Annotated in this window: 18 protein-coding genes; 12 read left to right on the top strand and 6 right to left on the bottom strand. The window is 63.5% G+C overall.

Annotation, left to right across the window (positions count from 1 at the left end; genetic code table 11):
- Positions 1-6: 6 nt before the first annotated feature.
- Positions 7-666 (top strand): GcrA family cell cycle regulator, encoded by a 660-nt coding sequence (locus ACMC5O_RS03380; protein WP_187707710.1) that lies wholly within the window; start codon positions 7-9, stop codon positions 664-666.
- Between the two features lie 3 nt (positions 667-669).
- On the opposite strand, the gene ACMC5O_RS03375 is transcribed toward ACMC5O_RS03380, so the two are convergent.
- Positions 670-3,375: an alpha/beta fold hydrolase gene (locus tag ACMC5O_RS03375; RefSeq protein ID WP_426693256.1), complete on the bottom strand. Its 2,706-nt coding sequence runs from the start codon at positions 3,373-3,375 to the stop codon at positions 670-672.
- A 323-nt stretch (positions 3,376-3,698) separates the two neighbouring features.
- Between ACMC5O_RS03375 and ACMC5O_RS03370 the strand changes: the two genes are divergently transcribed.
- The 4 genes from ACMC5O_RS03370 to ACMC5O_RS03355 are packed head-to-tail and all read left to right on the top strand — an operon-like array spanning position 3,699 to position 6,518.
- Positions 3,699-4,604, top strand: coding sequence for a diiron oxygenase (locus tag ACMC5O_RS03370; protein ID WP_426693255.1), 906 nt, complete (start codon positions 3,699-3,701; stop codon positions 4,602-4,604).
- Between the two features lie 27 nt (positions 4,605-4,631).
- On the top strand, positions 4,632-5,195 hold the full coding sequence (locus ACMC5O_RS03365) for an OsmC family protein (protein ID WP_187707715.1): 564 nt from the start codon (positions 4,632-4,634) through the stop codon (positions 5,193-5,195).
- A gap of 56 nt (positions 5,196-5,251) precedes the next feature.
- On the top strand, positions 5,252-6,085 hold the full coding sequence (locus tag ACMC5O_RS03360) for a class I SAM-dependent methyltransferase (protein ID WP_246443986.1): 834 nt from the start codon (positions 5,252-5,254) through the stop codon (positions 6,083-6,085).
- Between the two features lie 22 nt (positions 6,086-6,107).
- Positions 6,108-6,518: a hypothetical protein gene (locus ACMC5O_RS03355; RefSeq protein ID WP_222949791.1), complete on the top strand. Its 411-nt coding sequence runs from the start codon at positions 6,108-6,110 to the stop codon at positions 6,516-6,518.
- A gap of 105 nt (positions 6,519-6,623) precedes the next feature.
- Here ACMC5O_RS03355 and ACMC5O_RS03350 read toward each other — a convergent pair whose 3' ends face one another.
- Entirely contained in the window at positions 6,624-7,133 is a 510-nt protein-coding gene (locus tag ACMC5O_RS03350; RefSeq protein WP_187707717.1) for an Hsp20 family protein, read from the bottom strand.
- 182 nt (positions 7,134-7,315) lie between these two features.
- Between ACMC5O_RS03350 and parE the strand changes: the two genes are divergently transcribed.
- Positions 7,316-9,313: a DNA topoisomerase IV subunit B gene (gene parE, locus ACMC5O_RS03345; protein ID WP_426693509.1), complete on the top strand. Its 1,998-nt coding sequence runs from the start codon at positions 7,316-7,318 to the stop codon at positions 9,311-9,313.
- A 159-nt stretch (positions 9,314-9,472) separates the two neighbouring features.
- Positions 9,473-10,069 (top strand): DUF4142 domain-containing protein, encoded by a 597-nt coding sequence (locus ACMC5O_RS03340; RefSeq protein ID WP_187707718.1) that lies wholly within the window; start codon positions 9,473-9,475, stop codon positions 10,067-10,069.
- A 19-nt stretch (positions 10,070-10,088) separates the two neighbouring features.
- Here ACMC5O_RS03340 and ACMC5O_RS03335 read toward each other — a convergent pair whose 3' ends face one another.
- Positions 10,089-11,993, bottom strand: a complete 1,905-nt coding sequence (locus tag ACMC5O_RS03335) for a TIR domain-containing protein (RefSeq protein ID WP_187707719.1) — start codon at positions 11,991-11,993, stop codon at positions 10,089-10,091.
- Between the two features lie 69 nt (positions 11,994-12,062).
- Positions 12,063-14,153, bottom strand: a complete 2,091-nt coding sequence (locus ACMC5O_RS03330) for an EAL domain-containing protein (RefSeq protein ID WP_426693254.1) — start codon at positions 14,151-14,153, stop codon at positions 12,063-12,065.
- A gap of 88 nt (positions 14,154-14,241) precedes the next feature.
- On the opposite strand from ACMC5O_RS03330, the gene ACMC5O_RS03325 reads away from it, so the two are divergent.
- Positions 14,242-15,519, top strand: a complete 1,278-nt coding sequence (locus ACMC5O_RS03325; protein ID WP_222949978.1) for an MFS transporter — start codon at positions 14,242-14,244, stop codon at positions 15,517-15,519.
- Positions 15,516-16,190, top strand: coding sequence for an HAD family hydrolase (locus ACMC5O_RS03320; RefSeq protein ID WP_187707724.1), 675 nt, complete (start codon positions 15,516-15,518; stop codon positions 16,188-16,190). Before ACMC5O_RS03325 ends, ACMC5O_RS03320 begins: the two co-directional genes overlap by 4 nt.
- Here the strand turns inward: ACMC5O_RS03320 and ACMC5O_RS03315 are convergent.
- Complete coding sequence (locus ACMC5O_RS03315; RefSeq protein ID WP_187707725.1) at positions 16,187-17,500, bottom strand: UDP-glucose dehydrogenase family protein; 1,314 nt, start codon at positions 17,498-17,500, stop codon at positions 16,187-16,189. The genes ACMC5O_RS03320 and ACMC5O_RS03315 overlap by 4 nt on opposite strands.
- A 143-nt stretch (positions 17,501-17,643) precedes the next feature.
- Between ACMC5O_RS03315 and ACMC5O_RS03310 the strand changes: the two genes are divergently transcribed.
- The 3 genes from ACMC5O_RS03310 to rimO are packed head-to-tail and all read left to right on the top strand — an operon-like array spanning position 17,644 to position 20,025.
- Complete coding sequence (locus tag ACMC5O_RS03310; protein ID WP_187707726.1) at positions 17,644-18,213, top strand: isochorismatase family protein; 570 nt, start codon at positions 17,644-17,646, stop codon at positions 18,211-18,213.
- Between the two features lie 36 nt (positions 18,214-18,249).
- Positions 18,250-18,582 (top strand): hypothetical protein, encoded by a 333-nt coding sequence (locus tag ACMC5O_RS03305; RefSeq protein ID WP_187707727.1) that lies wholly within the window; start codon positions 18,250-18,252, stop codon positions 18,580-18,582.
- A gap of 45 nt (positions 18,583-18,627) precedes the next feature.
- A complete protein-coding gene (gene rimO, locus ACMC5O_RS03300; protein WP_426693253.1) occupies positions 18,628-20,025 on the top strand; it encodes a 30S ribosomal protein S12 methylthiotransferase RimO in 1,398 nt (465 codons plus the stop codon).
- Here rimO and ACMC5O_RS03295 read toward each other — a convergent pair.
- Entirely contained in the window at positions 20,022-20,480 is a 459-nt protein-coding gene (locus ACMC5O_RS03295) for a PilZ domain-containing protein (RefSeq protein ID WP_187707728.1), read from the bottom strand. The two genes, rimO and ACMC5O_RS03295, sit on opposite strands and share 4 nt — an antisense overlap.
- Between the last annotated feature and the right edge of the window lie 82 nt (positions 20,481-20,562).

The raw sequence follows: 20,562 nt of genomic DNA, 5'->3' as shown, positions 1-20,562 counted from the left end.
ATTTAGATGTCGTGGACTGAAGAGCGGATTGAGCGCCTGAAGGCGATGTGGACGGAAGGCGCGACCGCCAGCCAGATCGCCGACGAGCTTGGGGGCGTCAGCCGCAACGCGGTCATCGGCAAGGCGCATCGCCTCGGCCTCGAAGCCCGTCCGTCGCCCGTGAAGCCGGGCGAAGAGAAAGAGCATCGCAGTCCCGCCGCCGCCGCGCCAACGCCGAAGCCCGCTCCGGCCGAGCGTCCCGCGCCTCGCCCGGCAGCGGCTGCCGCCGCGCCCGAGCAGGCAGCGCCCGCTCATCCGGCGCCGCAGCGCCAGCGCGCCCAGTCCGACAATATTCAGTACCGCTCGATCGGTCCGGGCGGCTTTATCCGCCAGGGCCCAGGCGACCAGCAGGCGCCGATTCCGCCCGCTCCACCGCGCCGGCTCGTTCCAGCCAAGCCGAGCCCCGAGGTCGCCGACAAGACGAGCCTGCTCGATCTCAACGACCGCATCTGCAAGTGGCCGATGGGTCACCCCGGCGAGCCCGACTTCCACTTCTGCGGCAACGCCTCGAACCCAGGCTTCCCGTATTGCGTCGAGCATTGCGGAGTGGCCTACCAGGCGCAGCTTCCGCGCCGCGACCGTCGCCCGCCGCCACCGCTTCCGTTCGGCGGCCCCCGCGTCCGCTAAAGCCTAGCGCGCGTCCGCGAGGGCGCGCTCTTGAGCTTTCAGGAAAGTTCGAAGCGCCGCGCGTGCTGCCGGCCATCCCTTGTCGTGCTCGAGAGGGATGTGGTTTTCGGAATCGATCATCACCAGCTCCGATTTCCGGATCTGCGCTGCCAGCGTCTCGGAGCAGCTTGGCGGGATGATCCGGTCCCCGCGGCTGTGCATGATCAAGGTCGGCGCCTCGATCTTCGCCAGTAGGGGTCGCAGGTCGATGGTCCTGAAGACGTCCTGCAATTGCTCGCTCAGCACGCTGATCGTTCCGAGGCGGTCCACGAACCAGTCCATCATCTCGTTGCTCGCGTCGGGCCAGTAGAGCGCGCCGAGCATACGAGCGAACGAAACCCGGTCGCTCGGCGCATAGCCGCGACCGAGATTGAGCAGGGTCTCACGCCGCTGGATCTCCTCGGGATCAGCCCGTACTCCGAAGCCTTCGGCATAGCCCCCGACCAGGACCATCCTCCGGACCCGCTCCGGAAAGCGCGCTGCGAATGCGATCGCGACGAGAACGCCATGGGACATCCCGAAGATGTCGAACGTCTCCAACTCCGCGTCGTCCACGACGGCGATGAAGTCCTCAAGTAGCGACTCGAAGTCCCAGCGCTGCGGATCCGGGTCCGACAGGCCGACGCCGCGCATATCCGACCGGATCAGGCGCCGCCCGCGCAACGCCTCTTCCATCCAGTGGCTCCAGGTCGGAGCAGCAAAGTCCTTCTCAACCTGATGAAACCAGACCGCGGGCATGGCCATGGGGAAGCCATCGCCCACGCTGGACCATGCGATCTTCGCGCCATCCGAGGAAGTGCAGACCTCATTCTGCTCCGCCGTCTTCGCCTCCGCGATCACGGCATCGCTCCCCTCGCCCTCGGACTTCAGGAACTGCCGAGCGTGCTTCACGAACTCGTGCCACCCTGGCTCCTTCTCCAGAAGGAGGTGATTCTCGCCGTCGATCGGGATGAAGGTCGCGCCCGGGATGTGCTGGGCCAAATATTCGCCTGCGGTGAACGGCACGACCTGGTCGTCCCGCGAATGGAAGATCAGGGTCGGGACCGTGACTTTCGGCAATAGGTCGCGGACGTCGATCAGCGACAGCGCACGCTGCAGCTTCACAGCATTCTCCGGCGAGCAGCTGACCCGCTGCATCTCGTTCCACCACTTGATCTGCTCCGGCGTACCTTCCGGAATGTAGAGGCTCGTGAAGACCTGACGGTAGGTCGGGTGGTCCGAGCCCCAGCCGACCTCCGTCAGCTTGAGTAGCGCCTCGCGCCGGGCGATCTCCCCGGGATCACCGCGCGCCGCCCACCCTGCCGAATAGCCGCCGAGAATCAGCAGCCGGCGCACCTTCTCCGGATGGCGGACCGCATAGGCGATCGCCACGGCGGCGCCCTGGCTGATGGCAAGCAGGTCGAAGCTTTCGAGGCCGGTCGTCTCGACCACGCATTCGAGGTCGTCGACGAAGGCGTCAAAAGAGATTTCCGGCGTATCCCAGTCGGACAGGCCGTTCGCGCGCTCATCGTAGCGGATCAAAGTATGGCCGCGCGTGAACTCGTGGAGCCAGTGCTTCCAGACCGGGCTCTTCCAATCATGCTCGAGGTGATTGAGCCAGTTGGCCGCTTTCACCAGCGGCGGCCCCTCGCCCATCACCGAATAGGCCAGGCGGGTGCCATCTTTGGCCATCGCATGACGGACGAGCTGCTTCGGAAGGCCAATGCGCTGGGCCTCGCCGCGCGACTTCGCGTCTTCCTCAAACTGGCGGCGCCAGGTCGCTGGAGGCACTCCGTATTCGCGCTTGAAGGCACGGGTGAACGCGGCTTCCGAATTGAAGCCGACTGAATAGGCCACGTTCGATGCGTTCTGCTTGCCGTCCCGAAGCATGTTCGCGGCCATGCGCATCCGCCACCGCGCGCAGTAACGCATTGGAGGCTCGCCGATCAGCTCGGCGAACTTCTCGCCCAGGACGGTTCGCGAAACGCCCGCCTCGCGCGCGAGGCTTTCGACATCAAGGTCCTCGGCGTAGCGGCTGTGGATAATCGACAGCGCCTTGGTCACTGCCGGGTCCGTCAGTCCGCGAAGCCAGCCGCTCGCGCCGAACGGCAGGTGATCGACATATTCCCGGACGGCCTGCGTCAGGAATAGCTCGGCAAGTTTCGCCACGACTTCCGAAGATGGTTTCTGCTCGGCCAGGAAGCGCATCGACGTGTCGAGCCATTCGGCCTCCCCCCCAACGATCTTTAGGGTCAGGAGCGGTGGAAGAGCATCGAGAAGGGGATGGTCGCTGCTGTTCGCGGCCTCGAGGAAGCCGCACCACACTTCGGCCTTCGCACCGTCGGTCCCGGTCGAGACCCGGTGGACCCCATCGGCCGTAATCTTGCTAATTTCGTTCGCGTCCGTCGGGGGAAGGCCGGCCCTGCTCGCCAACCTATGAGGTTCATTTCGCGGAATGATGGCGACGGAGCCCGCTTCAAGTGTCACCGGAGCCATGCCCTCGACTTCGACGATCAGCTTGCCCGAGCGAACATAGTGATAGCTGATGAGCTTGTCGGGCACCGGGAAGAAGGGCTCGAAATGCCCGGGGGTGAACTCGGCGGCGACGCAAAAGTCTCCACTGAACTCCCCGTCGACGACCACGCCCCCTCTGAGGCGAAGCGAGCTCAGGATATCGTCCAGAACGTCCATCGATAGCTCCGCGGCGCATACGTATGCGGCGTTTCAGTCAAGTTATCCGGCAAGCCGGTCATGTTTGCAAACGAGTCGCAAGTGTAGAGACCGCATCATCGAGTTGAAAGCCCGTCCAGTTGGTTCGGAAAGCATTGCTTCCGAAGACGTGGCTTCTTGTACCTAGAAAAATCAAGGGGATCTGAAATGCCAAGTATTGAAAGGGATATACGTGCGCGAAGAGCAGTGGTGCTCTTCTTCGCCGTTGTTTCCGGGGTCTCTGCAGTTGCGACTGCGGTGATGCCCGCGATTGTACACGCTTAAGTCAAACCAAGGGGAATATCATGTATCACGACTTCAACTATGAAGCGACGCTCTCATCGTCGCTTAGGGCCCAGTGGCAGCTCGACGACGTCCTTCGGGAAGACCAGGAGCTGGATTTCAGCCGTAACTTCATGCCGGAGAGCCTGGCTCGCACCGGCGCGATCAGCAGCCTGAATGCTTTCGAGCAAAAGGTCCTGAACCAGATCTCGGCCCACCAGTATCTGACGATCTTCGGGGTGGTCGAGGAATTCATCCTTCCGTTCCTGCTCGATCATGCTCGTCCGCACTTGCTCAACGACGACTGGCGCGTCCGCGCGATCCTCAACTTCGCGAGCGAGGAAGCGAAGCACATCCACCTGTTCAAGCGCTATCATGCGGCGTTCGCACGGGGCTTCCCGGTCGAATGCGAAATGATCGGTCCGTCCGAGGCGATCGGCGCGGAAGTGCTCCGCCACGACCCGCTCGCGGTCGGTCTCGTCATTCTGATGATCGAGTGGATGACCCAGCAGCACTACCTGGGCAGCATCAAGGACGATGGCGACATCGACCCGCTGTTCAAGAGCCTGATGAAGAATCACTGGGTCGAAGAAGCCCAGCACGCGAAGCTCGACACCCTGATCGTCGACGCTCTTGCGGAAGGCCGTACCGAGGAGGAGATCGACGCCGCAATCGACGAGTTCTTCGAGATCGGGGGGTTCCTCGACAACGGACTGAAAGCCCAGGCCGCCTACAATCTAGACGCGCTCGAGAAGGTGATCGGCCGCAAGCTCGAGGACCGCGCGGAGATTGAGGAGCAGCAGCACCAGGCCGCACGCTGGACCTACATCGGTTCCGGCATGGTCCACGAGCGCTTCAAGGCGACGCTTCTGAACATCTCGGCGAACGCCGCGGCCCGCATGGCGGAAGCCGCTCCCGTCTTCGCCTGAACCCGATGAACCCAAAGGAGAATGTGAATGTTGGACACCGTAAAGAATGCGCCCGTGAACGGGCTCGACCTCGAAGCCCTCGGCGAAGTCGTCGAAGCGATCGAGAAGGACTCGTCAAAGGGCATCGTCGGCTTTGACGTCGTCACCCGCTGGAAAGGCCAGACGCGCAGCGAGACGACCGTGACCGGCTTCGACATCGGCGGCGAGCGCGTCGAGCGCAGCCACAAGATCGTTGCCGACGAGCCGTACGAGCTGCTCGGCGCCGACACCGCCCCGAACCCGCAGGAACTGCTGATGGCGGCGTTCAATGCCTGCATCACCGTTGGTTACGTCGCCGGTGCGTCGCTCAAGGGAATCACGCTGGAATCGCTCGAGATCCGCACCAAGGGTCAACTCGACCTGCGCGGCTTCCTCGGCCTCAGCGACGCGGTGCCCCCGGGCTACGAGCACGTCGACTACGAAGTCGTCATCAAGGGTGACGGATCGGCCGCGGATTTCGAGGAGATCCACCAGACGGTCATGAAGACGTCGCCCAACTACTTCAACATGAGCCGTCCGATCAAATTGAACGGAACGCTCAGCGTCGGCTGACGCACGATACGGCGCCGCGTCTCCGGGCGCGGCGCCACTCAATAAGGGGTGTGAGAATGTCAGACCTGGTTATCGATAAGATCAATCCGAACAAGGCCCTTTGGGAAAAGGGCGACTTCACCCGCATCGCCGACACGATGCGGCAGAGCGGCGAGGAGCTCGTGAGCACGCTCGGCATCACGCCGAGCATGAACGTGCTGGACCTCGGCTGCGGCGACGGAACGACCGCCCTTCCGGCCGCGAAGCTCGGCGCAACCGTCACCGGCGTCGACATTGCGGCCAACCTCGTTGCTGCAGGCAATAAGCGCGCTGCCTCGGCCGGCCTCACCAACCTTCACTTCCGCGAAGGCGATGCGTCGAACCTCGAGGGCATCGATTCCGACAAGTACGACCTGGTCGTCAGCATCTTCGGTGCGATGTTCGCCCCTCGGCCGTTCGACGTGGCCAAGGAGATGGTCCGCGTCACCAAGCCCGGCGGCCGCATCGTCATGGGCAACTGGATCCCCGGCGACCCGACGCTCGTCGCTCAGATCCTGAAGATCAGCGCCGCCTACACTCCACCCCCGCCCGAGGGCTTCGTTTCGCCGATGACCTGGGGCGACGAAAACCAGGTCCGCGAGCGCTTTGAGACCGCAGGAATCAAGCCGGAGAACGTCGGTTTCGAGCGGGTGACATGGCTCTTCCGTCTGCCGGGACCGCCGCGCGAGCTGCTGGCGACCTTCCGCGACTATTACGGTCCGACCATGAACGCCTTCGAAGCGGCCTCGAAGGCTGGCCGAGCCGATCAGCTGGAGGCCGAGCTCATGGCCCTGTTCGAGTCCCAGAACCGCGGCGGCGACAGCACGGAAGTGCCCGCCACCTTCCTCAAAGTCACAGCAAAGAAAGGCTGAGCGCTCGCGCCCGGGAAACTCCATGCTCCACGCACTCATCGAACGCACGAACCGCCAGTTCCTCGATCGGCCCAACCGACGCCACGAGCGGCATCGTATTTCACCGCGCCCGCGCACTTCGCCGTCGCTGCCGCATTCCTCGGCCGCGAGCCGGTTCGCGGAGACCTGCGCCGGGATCGGCGGAACAACGATGCTTCACGACCTGATGCCGGACATCGTCACCGTTACCTTCGGCGCCAGGACCAAGGAGATCCACGCCCGGCTCAAATCGCGCGGGTGGAAATCCGTCGGTCTCGGTGATTGGCAGGGCGAGCGCGTGCTGGGCGTCTCATTCGGCGGTGATCGCCGGGCGAACTGCACCGCCGACGATCTGGTCGAAGCGTTGATTACCGTGGTCGGCGAGATGGAGATCGCCGAGACCCGGATCTGGTAACTCCCCGCGTCGGCTCTCCCCTCGACACCCCCCCGCCGACGCAAAAAGGAAGGCCCCGGAGCGCGATCACGCTCCGGGGCCTTTTCTTTTCGCTAAGCCAATGCCTTACGCGTGCTCAGCCTCGGCATCCACTGTCTGCTTCGAAGCAGGCTTCTCACCGCCCTCGATTGCAGACTGCTTGCCCTCGGCACCGCCGATGTCGATCTTCCGCGGCTTCATCGCCTCGGGGATCTCACGCACCAGCTCGATTGCTAGCAGGCCGTCCTTCAGGTCCGCACCGCGCACCTGGATATGGTCGGCGAGCGCGAAACGCCGCTCGAACGAGCGCGTCGCAATCCCGCGATACACATAGTCCTGGCCGCGGTTCTCCGACTCCTCGCTCTTCTTGCCGCTGACGAGCAGCACGTTCTGCTGGGCAGTGATGTCGATCTCTTCGGGCTTGAAGCCAGCGACGGCCAGCTCGATGCGATACTCGTTGTCGCCAAGCTTGATCAGGTCGAACGGGGGATAGTTCTCCTGGGTCTGGCTGGCGCTGCTGTTCTCGAGCATGTCAAACAGCCGGTCGAAGCCGACGGTGGAACGCCGGAACGGCGCAAAGTCGAAAGCACTACGCATGTCTTGTCCTCCAATTTGAGCAACAAGGCGGGGCTTGGGCATGAGGCCTCGGCCCCGTCACCGGACCCGTGTGGCGCCCGGCACAGTGGATTTGGAAACGCCCTTTCCAATTTCAAGCCTGTGGAAAACACCTAGTCGCAAGCTTGGCACGGCTTGAATCCGCGCCCTATAGCTGTTCCCACATCATGGCAGACCTGTTCGCTTCCCCCGCCGCTGCGCCCTCACCTGAAAGCTACGACGCTTCCTCGATCGAGGTCCTTGAGGGCCTGGAGCCCGTCCGCCGCCGCCCCGGCATGTACATCGGCGGCACCGACGCCCGGGCGCTCCACCACCTCGCCGCCGAGGTCATCGACAATGCGATGGACGAGGCGGTCGCCGGTCACGCCAGCCGCATCGAGGTCACGCTCGAGCCGGGCAACCGCCTGACCGTCTTCGACAACGGCCGCGGCATTCCCGTCGACCCGCACCCGAAGTATCCGGGCAAGTCCGCGCTCGAGGTCATCATGACCACCCTCCACTCGGGCGGTAAGTTCGAGGGCAAGGCGTACAGCACCTCCGGCGGCCTCCACGGCGTCGGCGTCAGCGTCGTCAACGCGCTCTCGACCGAGACGATCATCGAGGTTGCCCGAGACAAGAAACTCTACCGCCAGGCCTTCTCCAGGGGCGTCGCCACCTCCCCGCTCGCAGAGGTCGGCGCTGCCCCCAACAGGCGCGGCACCACCGTCACCTTCACCCCCGACCCGGAGATCTTCGGCGCCGAGTCCAACTTCGACCCCGGCCGCCTCCTCCGCCTCGTCCGCTCCAAGGCCTATCTCTTCGCGGGCGTCGAGATCCGCTGGCGCTGCGACCCGTCGCTCGCCTCCGCCGACGTCCCCGAAAGCGCTACCTTCCAGTTCCCCGGCGGCCTCGCCGACAGTCTCGCGCAGCAGATCGGCGACCGCCCCGCCGTCACCAACCAGCCCTTCGTCGGCAAGCAGGACTTCCCCGCAGCCGACGGCGCGTCGCAGGGCAGCGCCGAATGGGCGGTCGCCTGGCCGCTCTATTCGGACGGCTCCGAAAGCTATTACTGCAACACCATCCCCACGCCCGACGGCGGCACGCACGAAGCGGGCCTTCGCGCCGCTTTGACTAAGGGCCTGCGCGCCTTCGGAGAGCTGGTCGGCAACAAGAAGGCGAAGGAGATTACAGCCGACGACGTCTTCAACGGCGTCGAGCTGATGCTGTCGGTGTTCATCCGCAACCCGCACTTCCAGAGCCAGACCAAGGACCGCCTCACCAGCCTCGAGGCCGCGCGTTTCGTCGAGAATGCGGTCCGCGACCATTTCGACCATTACCTCGCCGACAATATGGACCGCGGCCGCGCTCTTCTCGGCTCGATCCTCGAGCGGATGGAGGAGCGCCTCCGCCGCCGCGCAGAGCGCGAGGTCAAACGCAAGACCGCGACCAGCGCCCGCAAGCTCCGCCTCCCCGGCAAGCTCACCGACTGCTCGTCCGACGATCCCGAAGGCACCGAATTGTTTATCGTCGAAGGCGACAGCGCCGGCGGCTCGGCTAAGCAGGCGCGCGACCGCAAGACGCAGGCGATCCTCCCCATCCGCGGCAAGATCCTCAACGTCGCCAGCGCTACCGCCGACAAGATCCGCGCCAATACGGAAATCGCCGACCTCAACCTCGCTCTGGGCTGCGGCAACCGCGACAAGTTCGACGAGGATTCGCTGCGCTACGAAAAGATCATCATCATGACCGACGCGGACGTAGACGGCGCCCACATCGCGACCTTGCTGATGACCTTCTTCTTCCAGGAAATGCCGGAGCTGGTCCGCCGCGGCCACCTCTTTCTCGCCCAGCCGCCGCTCTACCGCCTGACCGCCGGAGCGAAGACGCTTTACGCCCGCGACGACGCCCACCGCGCCGAGCTCGAAGCGACCGAGTTCAAGGGCAAGAAGGTCGAGGTCAGCCGCTTCAAGGGCCTCGGCGAGATGAACCCGAACCAGCTCAAGGAAACCACCATGGACCCGAAGACGCGGTCCATGCTGAAGGTGACGCTCCCGTCAGCCTATGAGGATCGGCAGCCGGTCAAGGACCTGGTCGAACGCCTGATGGGCAAGGACCCGGCGGAACGCTTCAAGTTCATCCAGTCGCGAGCGAGCGCGGTGGATGAAGAGGAGATTGATGCTTAGCTAATACAGCTAGCGTCAGCGAAGAAATTCATAATTGCCAAGCGTATTTTAATTGGCGTGTTCTTCTTGGCTGCAATTGCAGTTGCATACCTCCTTGTGATGACAGGAACGGGCGGCACTGCTGCACGTTTTGCCGGCACAAAAAGGATGGAGATTGGAATGCGTTTCGGAGCACTCGTTTTGGCAGGCGCTTTGCCTTTTGCGCTTGCCGCCTGCGGTCAGAGCGAGACAGCGACCACAGCCGAAGCGAACGACGCAACGGCGGCAAATGAAGTCGCTTCCGCCAACGACAGCGCTCCCGTCGCCGCGTCCGGCGCCCAGGGTTTCGTCAACACAGTCGCCGCCAGCGACCGGTTCGAAATCGAGACGTCGAAGCTCGTCCCCAGCTCGGCAGCTTCGGCGCAGGTGATGGATTTCGCCAAGCAGCTGATCGCGGCTCACACCGCCTCGACTGCCAAGCTGAAAGCCATTGTCGCGAAGGACCCGTCCGGCATCGTCATCGACGATCAGCTGAGCACCGCCCAGCAGGCCACCCTCGAGGACATGAAATCGAAGAAGGGCTATATCTTCGACGCGGCCTATCTGGCGGCGCTGGCGCACGGCCACGACCAGACCCTGACCAAGCTTAAGAATTACGCGGCGTCAGGCGACAATCCCGCGCTCAAGGAGTTCGCCGCAGGGCTAATCCCGACCGTTTCCGAGCACCTTGAGAAGGCTAGGACCCTGACCGGAAAGATCGGCCCTCACGCCCAATGACGGTCGCCGACCTGCGCGACTACGGAAAGTTCAATTTCGCGATCAAAGACGCATATCGCGGATCGTTGCGGATCGGGTCCATGAACGGGTCCTTGCGCAAGCCCGTCAGCCCGGGATCTCGTACACGCAGCGCCTCGTCGAGAGCCGCGAAAGCCTCTGACATTTCTCCGCGCTGCGCATGAACTTCCGCGATCTGATAGATCGCCGACAAGCCGTAGAGCCGCCTCGCTTTTTCCAAGAGCATCGTCGAGGCCGCATGATCGCCACCCCGCTCCGCGGCGATTGCCCTGCTGGCCAGTCCGTAGAGATCGTCGGGCGGCAATCGGGAATAGGCCGCCTCGGCCTCGTCGAGCCTGCCGAGAAGCAAAAGCGAGTCGCCCATGACGGAGATGGTCGGCTCTCGATCGGGAACCAACTTCAAAGCAATCTGCGCCGCTTTGAGGGCATCGTTGTAGCGATGAGCGTAGAACAGCATCCGCGCCTTGGTGCCATGAGCTCGCGGATTGAGCGGATCGAGAGCGATGAACCTGTCGGCGAGGTCTCGCGCTTCCGCGCTAAATCCGAGAGCCCCGAGGAAGAACACATAATTCGCCAAGGACTCCCCATCAGCGCCGGGGAGAGAATTGGCTCTTCGGAATTCCGCCAGCGCTCCTCGAAAATCGAGGCGATACCAGCGTACGAAGGCCAACGCCGAATGCCCGTTCGTAAGGTTCGGAGCGAGCTGGATTGCCCGCCTCGCGAACGCCTCGGCGTCGGCGAATCCCTTATCCCAGTCGGCAAAATTTGATTCGGAGCCGGTAAGCTCCGTGAGCACCACGGCCTTTCGGGCGTAGGCCTTTGCGTAGTTCGGATCGTTTTGGATAGCGGCGTCATAGAGTGTGATTGCCCGGCGGAACGTTCCCACATTGGGGCTGGATTGGAGGACCGCCTCAGCCTGGAGGAACAGGTCGTGCGCCTTCTGGTTGGCGCTTCCACCGACGGAAAGTTCACCGACACCGTCCTCCGCGAGCGTCAGACTAAGCGCTTGCGCGACCTGATTGGCGATTTCGGTCTGGATCCGGAGCGTGTCCCCGATCGGCCTGTCATAGACCTGCGACCAGCGTTCGCTGCCGTCTCCCCCGTCGACGAGCTGAGCGGTGATACGGATCATCTCGGACGACCGTCTCACGCTTCCAGTGACAATGTCCCCCACTCCCAGCGTGCTCGCAGCGGCCCTAGCGTCGACATCGCGAACCAGCTCCGAAGAGGTGCGTGCGATCACCTTGAGCCCGGGAATGCGGGACAGGGCGCTGCGAAGCTCTTCCGCAATGCCGTCCGAAAAATAGGCTTGGTCCGGATCGCCGCTGAGATTGGCAAACGGGAGCACGGCAATGCTGTTGGATTCGCCGGCGCTTCGCCTGCCAAACACGAACCAGGTTCCGGATGCTAACGCTAGGGTCGCCGCTGCGCCGCCAACCACGAGAGCGCGCCTGCCGACAACCGGCCGGTGCGTAGACGCTGGCCCTCGAGGCCGCTCACCGGCAATAATCCCGCGCGTAGCCGCAAGCACTGCTTGGTACCGCCGGTCGGCCGGGTCGCCTTTCCAGCCCTTGATCTTAATGGCCTGGACTTCACCGAACCCGAGCGGCGGGGCGACGTCGTCGATACAGACGGGGAGATAGGTGCCCCGCCGCCTCGCCCGCTCCGCTTCGTCGCGGACGAATTCGCCTTCCGGGCCGACCGACCGCCTGCTCCACGCAACGATGACGCACTTCGCGGCTTCCAGCTGCTCCTGGATTTCCTGCCGCCAGCTGCTACCACCGCCGATGTCGGCGTCCCACCAGACGCTCAGACCTTCGCTTTCAAGTGATTTGACGAGCGGCGCCAGCCGAGCGCGGTCCTCGGCCTTATAGGATACGAAAATGTCCGCATCTGACCCGGGCACCGCATCCCCCCGCGCAACGTCGGCCTTACGAGTTTACGGCAGGACTGCGGTTTAACAAGCGGCTGACAATCAGCCTGCTTGCGAGGAGTCGCCGCTGAGATAGTTCGGTCGCATGACCTTCGCGCCTTTCGGCAAGGGAGCCGCGGCGACCTGGAGAAGCTTGAGGTCGAACTTTTCGGCGAACTGCACACCGAACTGCGTACCCTTCGCCCACACGATCTTTCCGGCGATTACGCCGCCGGCGCCGAAATCGAGCCCGATGTCCGTACCGACCTCGACCTCGTCGCGGCACTCGACCAGGGCGCCTCCGCTGGAGATGTTTCGCAGTCGCGCGCCCTTCACTCGACCATGATAGTGAAGCAATGCCGCGCGAATGATGCGGATGCGCGGTTCGCGCTGGATCAGATGGGCATCCGGTCGGGTAGCAGCGCCTTTCGCCGCAAGCTCCGCAGCCTCTTCAGCCGGCATCGGCTTGCCGAAATAATAGCCCTGGATGAGCGAGCAGCCGAGATTGCGGATCAGCATCAACTCTTCCTGCGTCTCGACGCCTTCGGCCGTCGTCTCCATTTGCAGGTCGGCCGCGAGGCCCACCATCGCTTTGATCAGCGCCGCGTTCCGGCTTTCGGGGCCCGAGGCACCGCGAACGAAGGACTGGTCGATCTTGATCTTGTCGAACGGAACCCGAAGCAAATAGCTGAGCGACGAATAGCCCGTGCCGAAGTCGTCCAGCGCGAGCTTCACGCCGATCTTCTTCAGATTGTGGATCATCTCATGGACGTGCTCGTCGTTGCTTAGGAACACGCCTTCGGTGATCTCGAGCTCCAGCCGTTTCGCGGCCAACCCGGTCTCGTTGAGCACCGCCCGCACAGTCGAGGGAAGCGACGGCAGCTTGAATTGGACGGGGGACATGTTCACCGCGACCGAAACCTGTGGCGGCCAGTTCGTAGCCTCAGCGCAGGCGGTCCGAAGCACCCATTCGCCGATCTCGTTGATGAGCCCGATTTCCTCAGCAAGCGGGATGAACAGCGCCGGACTAACCGCTCCATGCTCGGGGTGGTCCCAGCGGATCAGGGCCTCGAACCCGGTCACCTTCTCGCTCGATGCATCGACGCTGGGCTGGAAGACGACCCTCAGTTGGCCTTTCTCGAGTGCGACGCGCAGGTCGGATTCCATCCGCTGCCGCTCGCGGGCCGTTTCGTGCATCTCCGGCGCGAAGAAGCGGAAACATCCCTTGCCCGCGGCCTTGGCTGCGTACAGTGCAAGGTCGGCGTCGCGCATCAAATCGTCGGACGTGCGGTCGTCATAGTCGGATGTGACGATCCCGACCGACGCGCCGATCGAAACCGCGGTCCCGTTGATCGTATACGGGCGCGAGAGGCTGTCGATGATCCCCTGGGCGAGCCGCGACAGGTCTTCCTTGGACGACGTGGATGGAAGCACCACCTCGAACTCGTCGCCGCCGAGTCGGCCGACCTGCCCAAACTTGCCGATGACGTCGCGAAGCCGGAGCGACACAAGCCGGAGCAGGGTGTCGCCCGCAGGATGGCCCAGCGTATCGTTCACCGCCTTGAACCGGTCGAGGTCGAGCAGGAAGACGGAGCAACGGTGCTTGCGGCGGGCCGCTCCGACCAGCGCATCGTCCAGCGCCCGGCGCAGCGCTTCACGGTTCGCGAGTCCAGTCAGCGAATCCTGCCGGGCGAGCCGATCGAGCTCGACTTCCGATTGCCGAACCTTGGTCAGGTCGGATGCAAAGCCGCGGTAGCCGAAGAAGCGTCCGACCTCGTCGTGGACGGGTCGGCCGGAAATCGACCACCAAATCTCATTCTTCGTTTTCGCCCGGACGATGAGGTCCTGGAACGCCACGTGTGACAGGAGGTAGAAGCCGAGGCTCCTTTCGGAGGTCGCGCTTCCGTCCGCGGTTTCCGTCGAGATCAGATCTGTGAAAGGCCGATCGATCAGCTCGGCGGGCTCCCGGCCGAGAGCAGTGGCAACGCTGTCGCTGATGTAGGACAGAGTACCCTCGCGGCCGGTCTCCCAGAACCAGCCTTTCTCGCTACTTTCGAATTCCTGGATCAGCCCTTCTGCCCGTGAGTTCGACGGACGCGACTCTTCATGCGAAGAGCTGCTCCCCGTCCTCAACAGGTTTCTAATGCTCGCCACTCATTACTCCAGTCGCGCTGAAGCCTAGAAGATTGTGGTTTAAATTGAGTTAGTTTCCATCCGGTAACGGAGTGAATTTGTGCCATCGATCGATGCTACCGGCCATCGACCTGTTTCTCGCGGCTCGCTCGCGATCGCCGCCTTTTCGACAATCGTCGAATGGTATGATTTTACGCTCTACCTCTATTTCGCGACCGTTTTGGCGCGCGTCTTTTTCGGGCCGGGCGAGGCATCGCTGCTGGTCGCGCTAGGCGGGTTCGCGATCGCCTATCTGATGCGGCCGCTCGGCGCGGTCTTCTTCGGCCATATCGGCGACCGCCGGGGCCGGCGGCACATGCTCCTGCTGTCGGTCACGCTCATGACGGCGGCCATGCTCGCGACCGCTTTACTTCCAACTTACGCCCAGATCGGTCCTGCCGCGGGGTTGCTCCTGATCCTCCTCCGCTGCGTGATGGGGTTCTCGGTCGGCGGAGAATATACCGGCGTCGTCGCCTATCTGCTGGAAGGCGCTGCACCGCACCGGCGGGGCCTCATAGCCTCCTCCGCCTCGGCGGCAAGCGAGGTCGGCGCGTTGCTTGCCGTCGGCGTATCGGCGCTAACCGTCGCGTCGATGAGCGAAGCGGACCTCGCGAGTTGGGGCTGGCGGATTCCCTTCTTCGTGGGCGCGGCGCTCGCAGGAACCGTGTGGATCGCCCGATCGACCATGGAGGAGTCACCGGAGTTCCATCGGCAGGTCAGGGAGCGGACCATCCCCGAAAGCCCCCTGCGCCACAGCTTCGGCAATCATCGCGGAGCGATCGGCCGCGCCTTCGCAATCTCGGCGCTCGGGTCAATCACTTATTACGTCGGCATCACCTATGTGCCGGCCTTCATGACTTCAGCGGGCGCGCTCAGCGAAAAAGTGTCGCTTTGGCTGTCTACGATCGCGGCTGTGATGGTGATTCTCGTCACGCCGCTCGTCGGGATCCTGTCCGACCGCATCGGCCGAAAACCGGTTCTCATCTCGCTCGCAGTTGGAAGCGCTCTTCTTCCCGCGACCATGTTCGCGCTGATGGCGAGTGGGTCCCATCTTCAGGCCCTGGCAGGTGCCCTGGTGCTCGCCTCGCTCGCCGGAGGCGTCAGCGCTGTTGGCGCGGTGGCCACCGCCGAGCAATTCCCCGGCGAGGCCCGAGTTACCGGCCTTGCTCTCGGCGCGACGATGGCGACCGCGATTTTCGGCGGCCTGACGCCCTATGCCGCACAATTGCTGGTCGAGCGGACAGGCTGGGAGATGGCGCCGGGAGCAATGATCGCCCTCGTGAGTCTGTGTGTTTTGCCCATCTTCCTGATCATGAAGGAAACCGCTCCCCCGGTAGGACAGCGATGAACACGGCCTTCCTCTTCGACCTCGACGGGACGCTCGTCGACAGCGTCTACAACCATGTCCGCGCCTGGCATTTGGCACTGCGCGAGGAAGGCATCGAGCTGTCCGTCTGGCGAATCCACAGGAAAATCGGGATGAGCGGCGGTCTGTTCACGCACCAGCTCCTCCGTGAGGTCGGCCGGGAGATCGACAAGGAAACGATCGATCGCCTGCGCAAGCGCCACGCGGAGAAGTTCGTCGAGTTGTCCGAGGATGTCGCCCCGCTTCCCGGCGCGGTGAAGCTTCTGAAGGAGCTGACGCGCCTCGAACTGCCGTGGGCCATCGCGACCAGCGGGCGGATGGAGACCGCGCGGTCCAACCTCGAAAGCGTCGGCGTGGACCCCGACAAGGCGGTCGTCGTCACCCGCGACCAGGTAAAATACGCCAAGCCGGACCCCGACCTTTTCGTCGAAGCCGCAAGGCGGCTCGGGACGACGACCACCGGCTCATACGTTATCGGAGACAGCATCTGGGACATGATTGCCGCTGCCCGTTGCGGGGCGCTTGGCATCGGACTGCTGTCAGGCGGCTACGGCCGCGACGAGCTGGAGCGGTCGGGCGCCATCAGGGTCTACGACGACCCTGCCGACTTGCTCGTGCATCTGGATGAGATCGCGCCAAGGACGCGCGACTAATCGATCCGGCCGCGGCCGAGCCCAATGTAAGAGAGGCCCGCTTCTTCCGCGTCGGCACGGTTGTAGACGTTGCGCAGATCCACGATGAGCTTGCCCCGCATCGATTTGGCGAAGCGATCCAGATCAAGGCCGCGGAACTCGTCCCACTCGGTCACGACAACGAGGGCATCGGCATCCTTCGCTGCCCCGTAGGCGTCCTTCGCGAATTCTGCGCCCGGCAAAAGTTTGCGGGCATTTCCGGCAGCAACCGGATCATAAGCTGAAATACTTGCGCCCATTTCGAGGAGTTTGGTCACCAGCGGGATCGAGGGCGCATCCCTCATGTCGTCGGTGTTCTGCTTGAATGCCAGCCCGAGGATGGCGATGCGCTTGCCCTTGGCGCTGCCACCGAGGGCCTTGGCAACCCGGTCGGCCATGCTCGCCTTGCGATCGTCATTCACCTCGACGACCGTCTTCACAATGCGCTGCTCGACACCCGCATCTGCCGCCGTCTGTAGCAGCGCCAGCGTATCCTTGGGAAAGCAGCTTCCACCGTAGCCAGGCCCGGGGTGCAGGAACTTTGGTCCGATGCGGTTGTCGAGGCCAATGCCGCGCGCGACATCGTGCACGTCTGCATCCACCGCTTCGCAGAGATTGGCCATCTCGTTGATGAAGCTGATCTTCATCGCGAGGAAGGCGTTCGCCGCATATTTGATCAGCTCGGAAGTACGGCGGCCGGTGAACAGCAAAGGCGCCTGGTTCAGGAACAACGGACGATAGATTTCGCGGAGCACTTCGCGGGCCCTCTCGTCCTCTGCACCGACGACAATGCGGTCCGGAATCTTGAAGTCGCGGATCGCGGCTCCTTCGCGCAGGAACTCGGGGTTCGACGCAACCGTCGTGCCGGCGGGCGCGCCTTCCTCGGCCAGGAGCTCGGTAATGCGGTCGCCGGTGCCAACCGGAACGGTCGACTTGGTGACGACGACGACCGGACCCTTCAGGACTTTGGCAAGCTCCCGGACCGCCTCGAAAACGTAAGTCAGGTCGGCGTGGCCGTCGCCGCGGCGCGCCGGAGTTCCGACAGCGATGAAGACCGCCTCGGCTCCTTGGACGCCTTCAGCAAGATCGGTCGTAAAGTTGAGCCGCCCGCGCTCGACATTGGCCTTCACCAGGGACTCGAGGCCCGGCTCCCATATCGGCATGATGCCATTCTTCAGCGCCTCGATCTTCTTCGAATCCTTGTCGATGCAGGTCACTTCGTGGCCAAAATCGGCAAGGCAGGCGCCGGATACGAGCCCAACATAGCCGGTGCCAATCATCGCAATGCGCATTCTTCACTCCTGGGGAGGGGCTGAGCGGGCGCGTCTTAGACGGCAGTTCCGCCCATTGCCAGCGAGCGGTTCGACGGCTCCACTTATGGGACGGTCAGTCGTTTTTGTGAGCATCGCCACAGCCGCGAGCGTATTGAAGCGCTATGAAACTCGATCTCGACCGCGCCGTCCTCCTCCCCATCGACATGCAGCAGGCTTTCGACGGTCCGTCATGGCCGCGCCGCTGGAACAACAAGGTGGATGAGAATGGACTGGCCCTACTCGCCGCGTGGCGCGCCGCCGGACGGCCGATCATCCACGTGCGGCATGATTCCGTTCAGCCGGGCTCGTCGCTCGCTCCTGGCGCTCCCGGAAATGCCTTCCGCCCCGGGTTCGAACCGCAAAAAGGCGAGCAGCTGGTCACCAAGAGCGTGAACTCTGCCTTCATCGGAACCGACCTCGACCTCAGGCTGAAGCGGCTTGGCGCGAAGCATGTCGTCACGTTCGGGATTTCGACCGACATGTGCGTGTCGACCACCGTTCGAACGGGCGCGAACATGGGCTGGGACATGATCCTGGTGCCCGATGCCAGCGATTGCTTCGACCTGCCGGACGGCCACGGCGGCACGATCGCGGCTGAAGATGTCCAGCGTGCGCACGTGGCGACTTTGGGCTTCGAGTTTGCGCGTTTGATGCCGACGGCCGAGCTGACGGGTCTGCGCGTCGCTGCCTAGATTGCCGAGAAACGTGTCGTAGGACATTCTCGCTGCATGGCAGTGCATCCTCTCGACGCAATGCAGTCCGCGCCGGATCACCACGACGTCCTCTACGAAAACGAAAAAGTCAGGATCCTGGACACACGCCTGGCTGCCGACGATCGTACGCCCGTCCACGCGCATGAGTGGCCGGCCGCGCTGTACGTGTTGAGCTGGAGCGATTTCATCCGGCGAGACGATCAGGGCAACATTCTTGCCGACAGCCGCGGCAAGCCGGCGCCTGCCGCCGGAGAGGCTCTATGGATCGAGCCCTTGCCTCCGCACTATGTGGAAAACGTCGGGTCTTCGGACCTGCACATCATCGCCGTCGAGGTAAAATCATCTTAAGCCTCGATTCAGCCGCACTTTTTCACTAAGGGCGCTCCCTTCCCGATGGAAACGACAACTCTGCCTCGACCCCCGCGCGTGGGCCTGGTGTCGCTTGGCTGTCCCAAGGCTTTGGTCGACAGCGAGCGGATCATCACCAAGCTACGCGCTGACGGATACCAGATGTCGCCCGATTATGCGGGCGCGGACGTCGTGCTCGTGAACACCTGCGGCTTCCTCGATTCCGCAAAGGAAGAGAGTTTGGAAGCGATCGGTGAGGCCATCGCCGAGAACGGCCGCGTCGTCGTCACGGGTTGCATGGGCAATGAGGCGGATGTCATCCGCAAGCGCTTCCCGGATGTGCTCGCGATCACCGGGCCGCAGCAGTACGAGGAAGTGGTTTCGGCGGTTCATGAAGCAGCGCCCCCTGCCCCTTCGCCCTATCTAGACCTAGTCCCGGAAGCGGGGCTGAAGCTGACACCGCGCCACTACAGCTACTTGAAGATTTCAGAGGGCTGCAATCACCGCTGCAGCTTCTGCATCATCCCGAGCATCCGCGGCGACCTCGTCAGCCGTCGCCCCGACGCGATCCTCCGCGAGGCGGAAAAGCTGATCGAGGCGGGCACGAAGGAGCTGCTCGTCATCAGCCAGGACACGTCGGCCTATGGCGTCGACATCCGCCACCAGCCGCGCATGTGGAAAGGCGAGGAAGTCCGCGCTCACATGACCGACCTGTCGCGTGAGCTTGGCAAGCTCGGCGCGTGGGTGCGGCTGCACTACGTCTATCCCTATCCGCACGTCGACCAGGTCATCCCGCTAATGGCTGAGGGACTGGTCCTCCCCTACCTCGACATCCCATTCCAGCACGCGAGCCCGAAGGTGCTTCGCTCGATGAAGCGGCCTGCGAATGAAGCGAAGGTGCTCGAACGGCTGAGGAGCTGGCGCTTGATAGTGCCCGACATGGCGGTTCGCTCGTCCTTCGTCGTCGGCTTCCCCGGCGAGACGGAAGAGGATTTCCAGTACCTGCTCACCTGGCTCGAAGAAGCGCAGCTCGACCGCGTCGGCGCATTCAAGTTCGAGCCGGTATCAGGTGCTGCGGCGAACACCCTCCCCGACCCCGTGCCGGAGGAAGTGAAGCAGGAGCGCTACGACCGCGTGATGGAGATTTCCGCTCGCATCAGCGCCGAGAAGCTGGCCGCCAAGGTCGGCAAGACGATCGAGGTGCTGATTGATCGGGTGGATGAAGTTCCTCCGCCGGAGGAAGGCGCGGACAGGGGTCATTTCGATGCTCCCCATCCTCAACATCATCATGGCATCGGCGCGACAGGCCGCTCGAAGGCCGATGCGCCGGAGATCGATGGGGAAGTTCACTTGCGTGACGCTGGCCACCTGTCGCCCGGCGACATCGTCAGCGTAAAGGTCGAGGACAGCGACGAGCACGATTTGTTCGGAGTGCCGGCTTAGTCCTTTTTCTGGTTGAGACGATCGATCGCCTGGTCGACGGCCTTCGTCACCCGCCGGATCGCGAACGACAAGGCTTCGAGCTCGATCAGCGCCTTTTCGACGACCTCGGCATTAGGGGCCTTCTGGTTCTCGGACGGGCTTCGCAAGAGCGCCGCGCTGACGGCCGCCGTCGAAACGGATTGGGTGAATTTGCACCCGAAGAAGCGTCCGCTGCTCCACGCAACTTCAGCCTGTGCCGTTCCCGCTTCGGGAATGACCACCTCGAGAAGCTCGCCTGCAACCAGGTCGATCGGGCTTTCGACGAGCAGGCCCTCTTCCGAGAGATCGTGGATCACGACCTGAGTCTGCGAGGTCGAGGCGCTGACTCCTTCCACCTCCAGGCGAAGCTTGCGGCGGCTGGCCGACCTACGTTCGCCCTTGTCGGGTTCGGTATCGAGTTGGGCGCGCAAAGACATTCGGGCGAAGCTGGCCCGTCATGGCTAAGAAGAGGTTAACATGCTTGGCCGTTTGGCTTGGCAGTCGGGCATTTCGCCTGTT

The organism is Sphingomonas sediminicola, assembly GCF_049991885.1.
Taxonomy (GTDB): domain Bacteria; phylum Pseudomonadota; class Alphaproteobacteria; order Sphingomonadales; family Sphingomonadaceae; genus Sphingomicrobium; species Sphingomicrobium sediminicola.
This window is presented reverse-complemented; position numbering and strand designations above follow the sequence as displayed.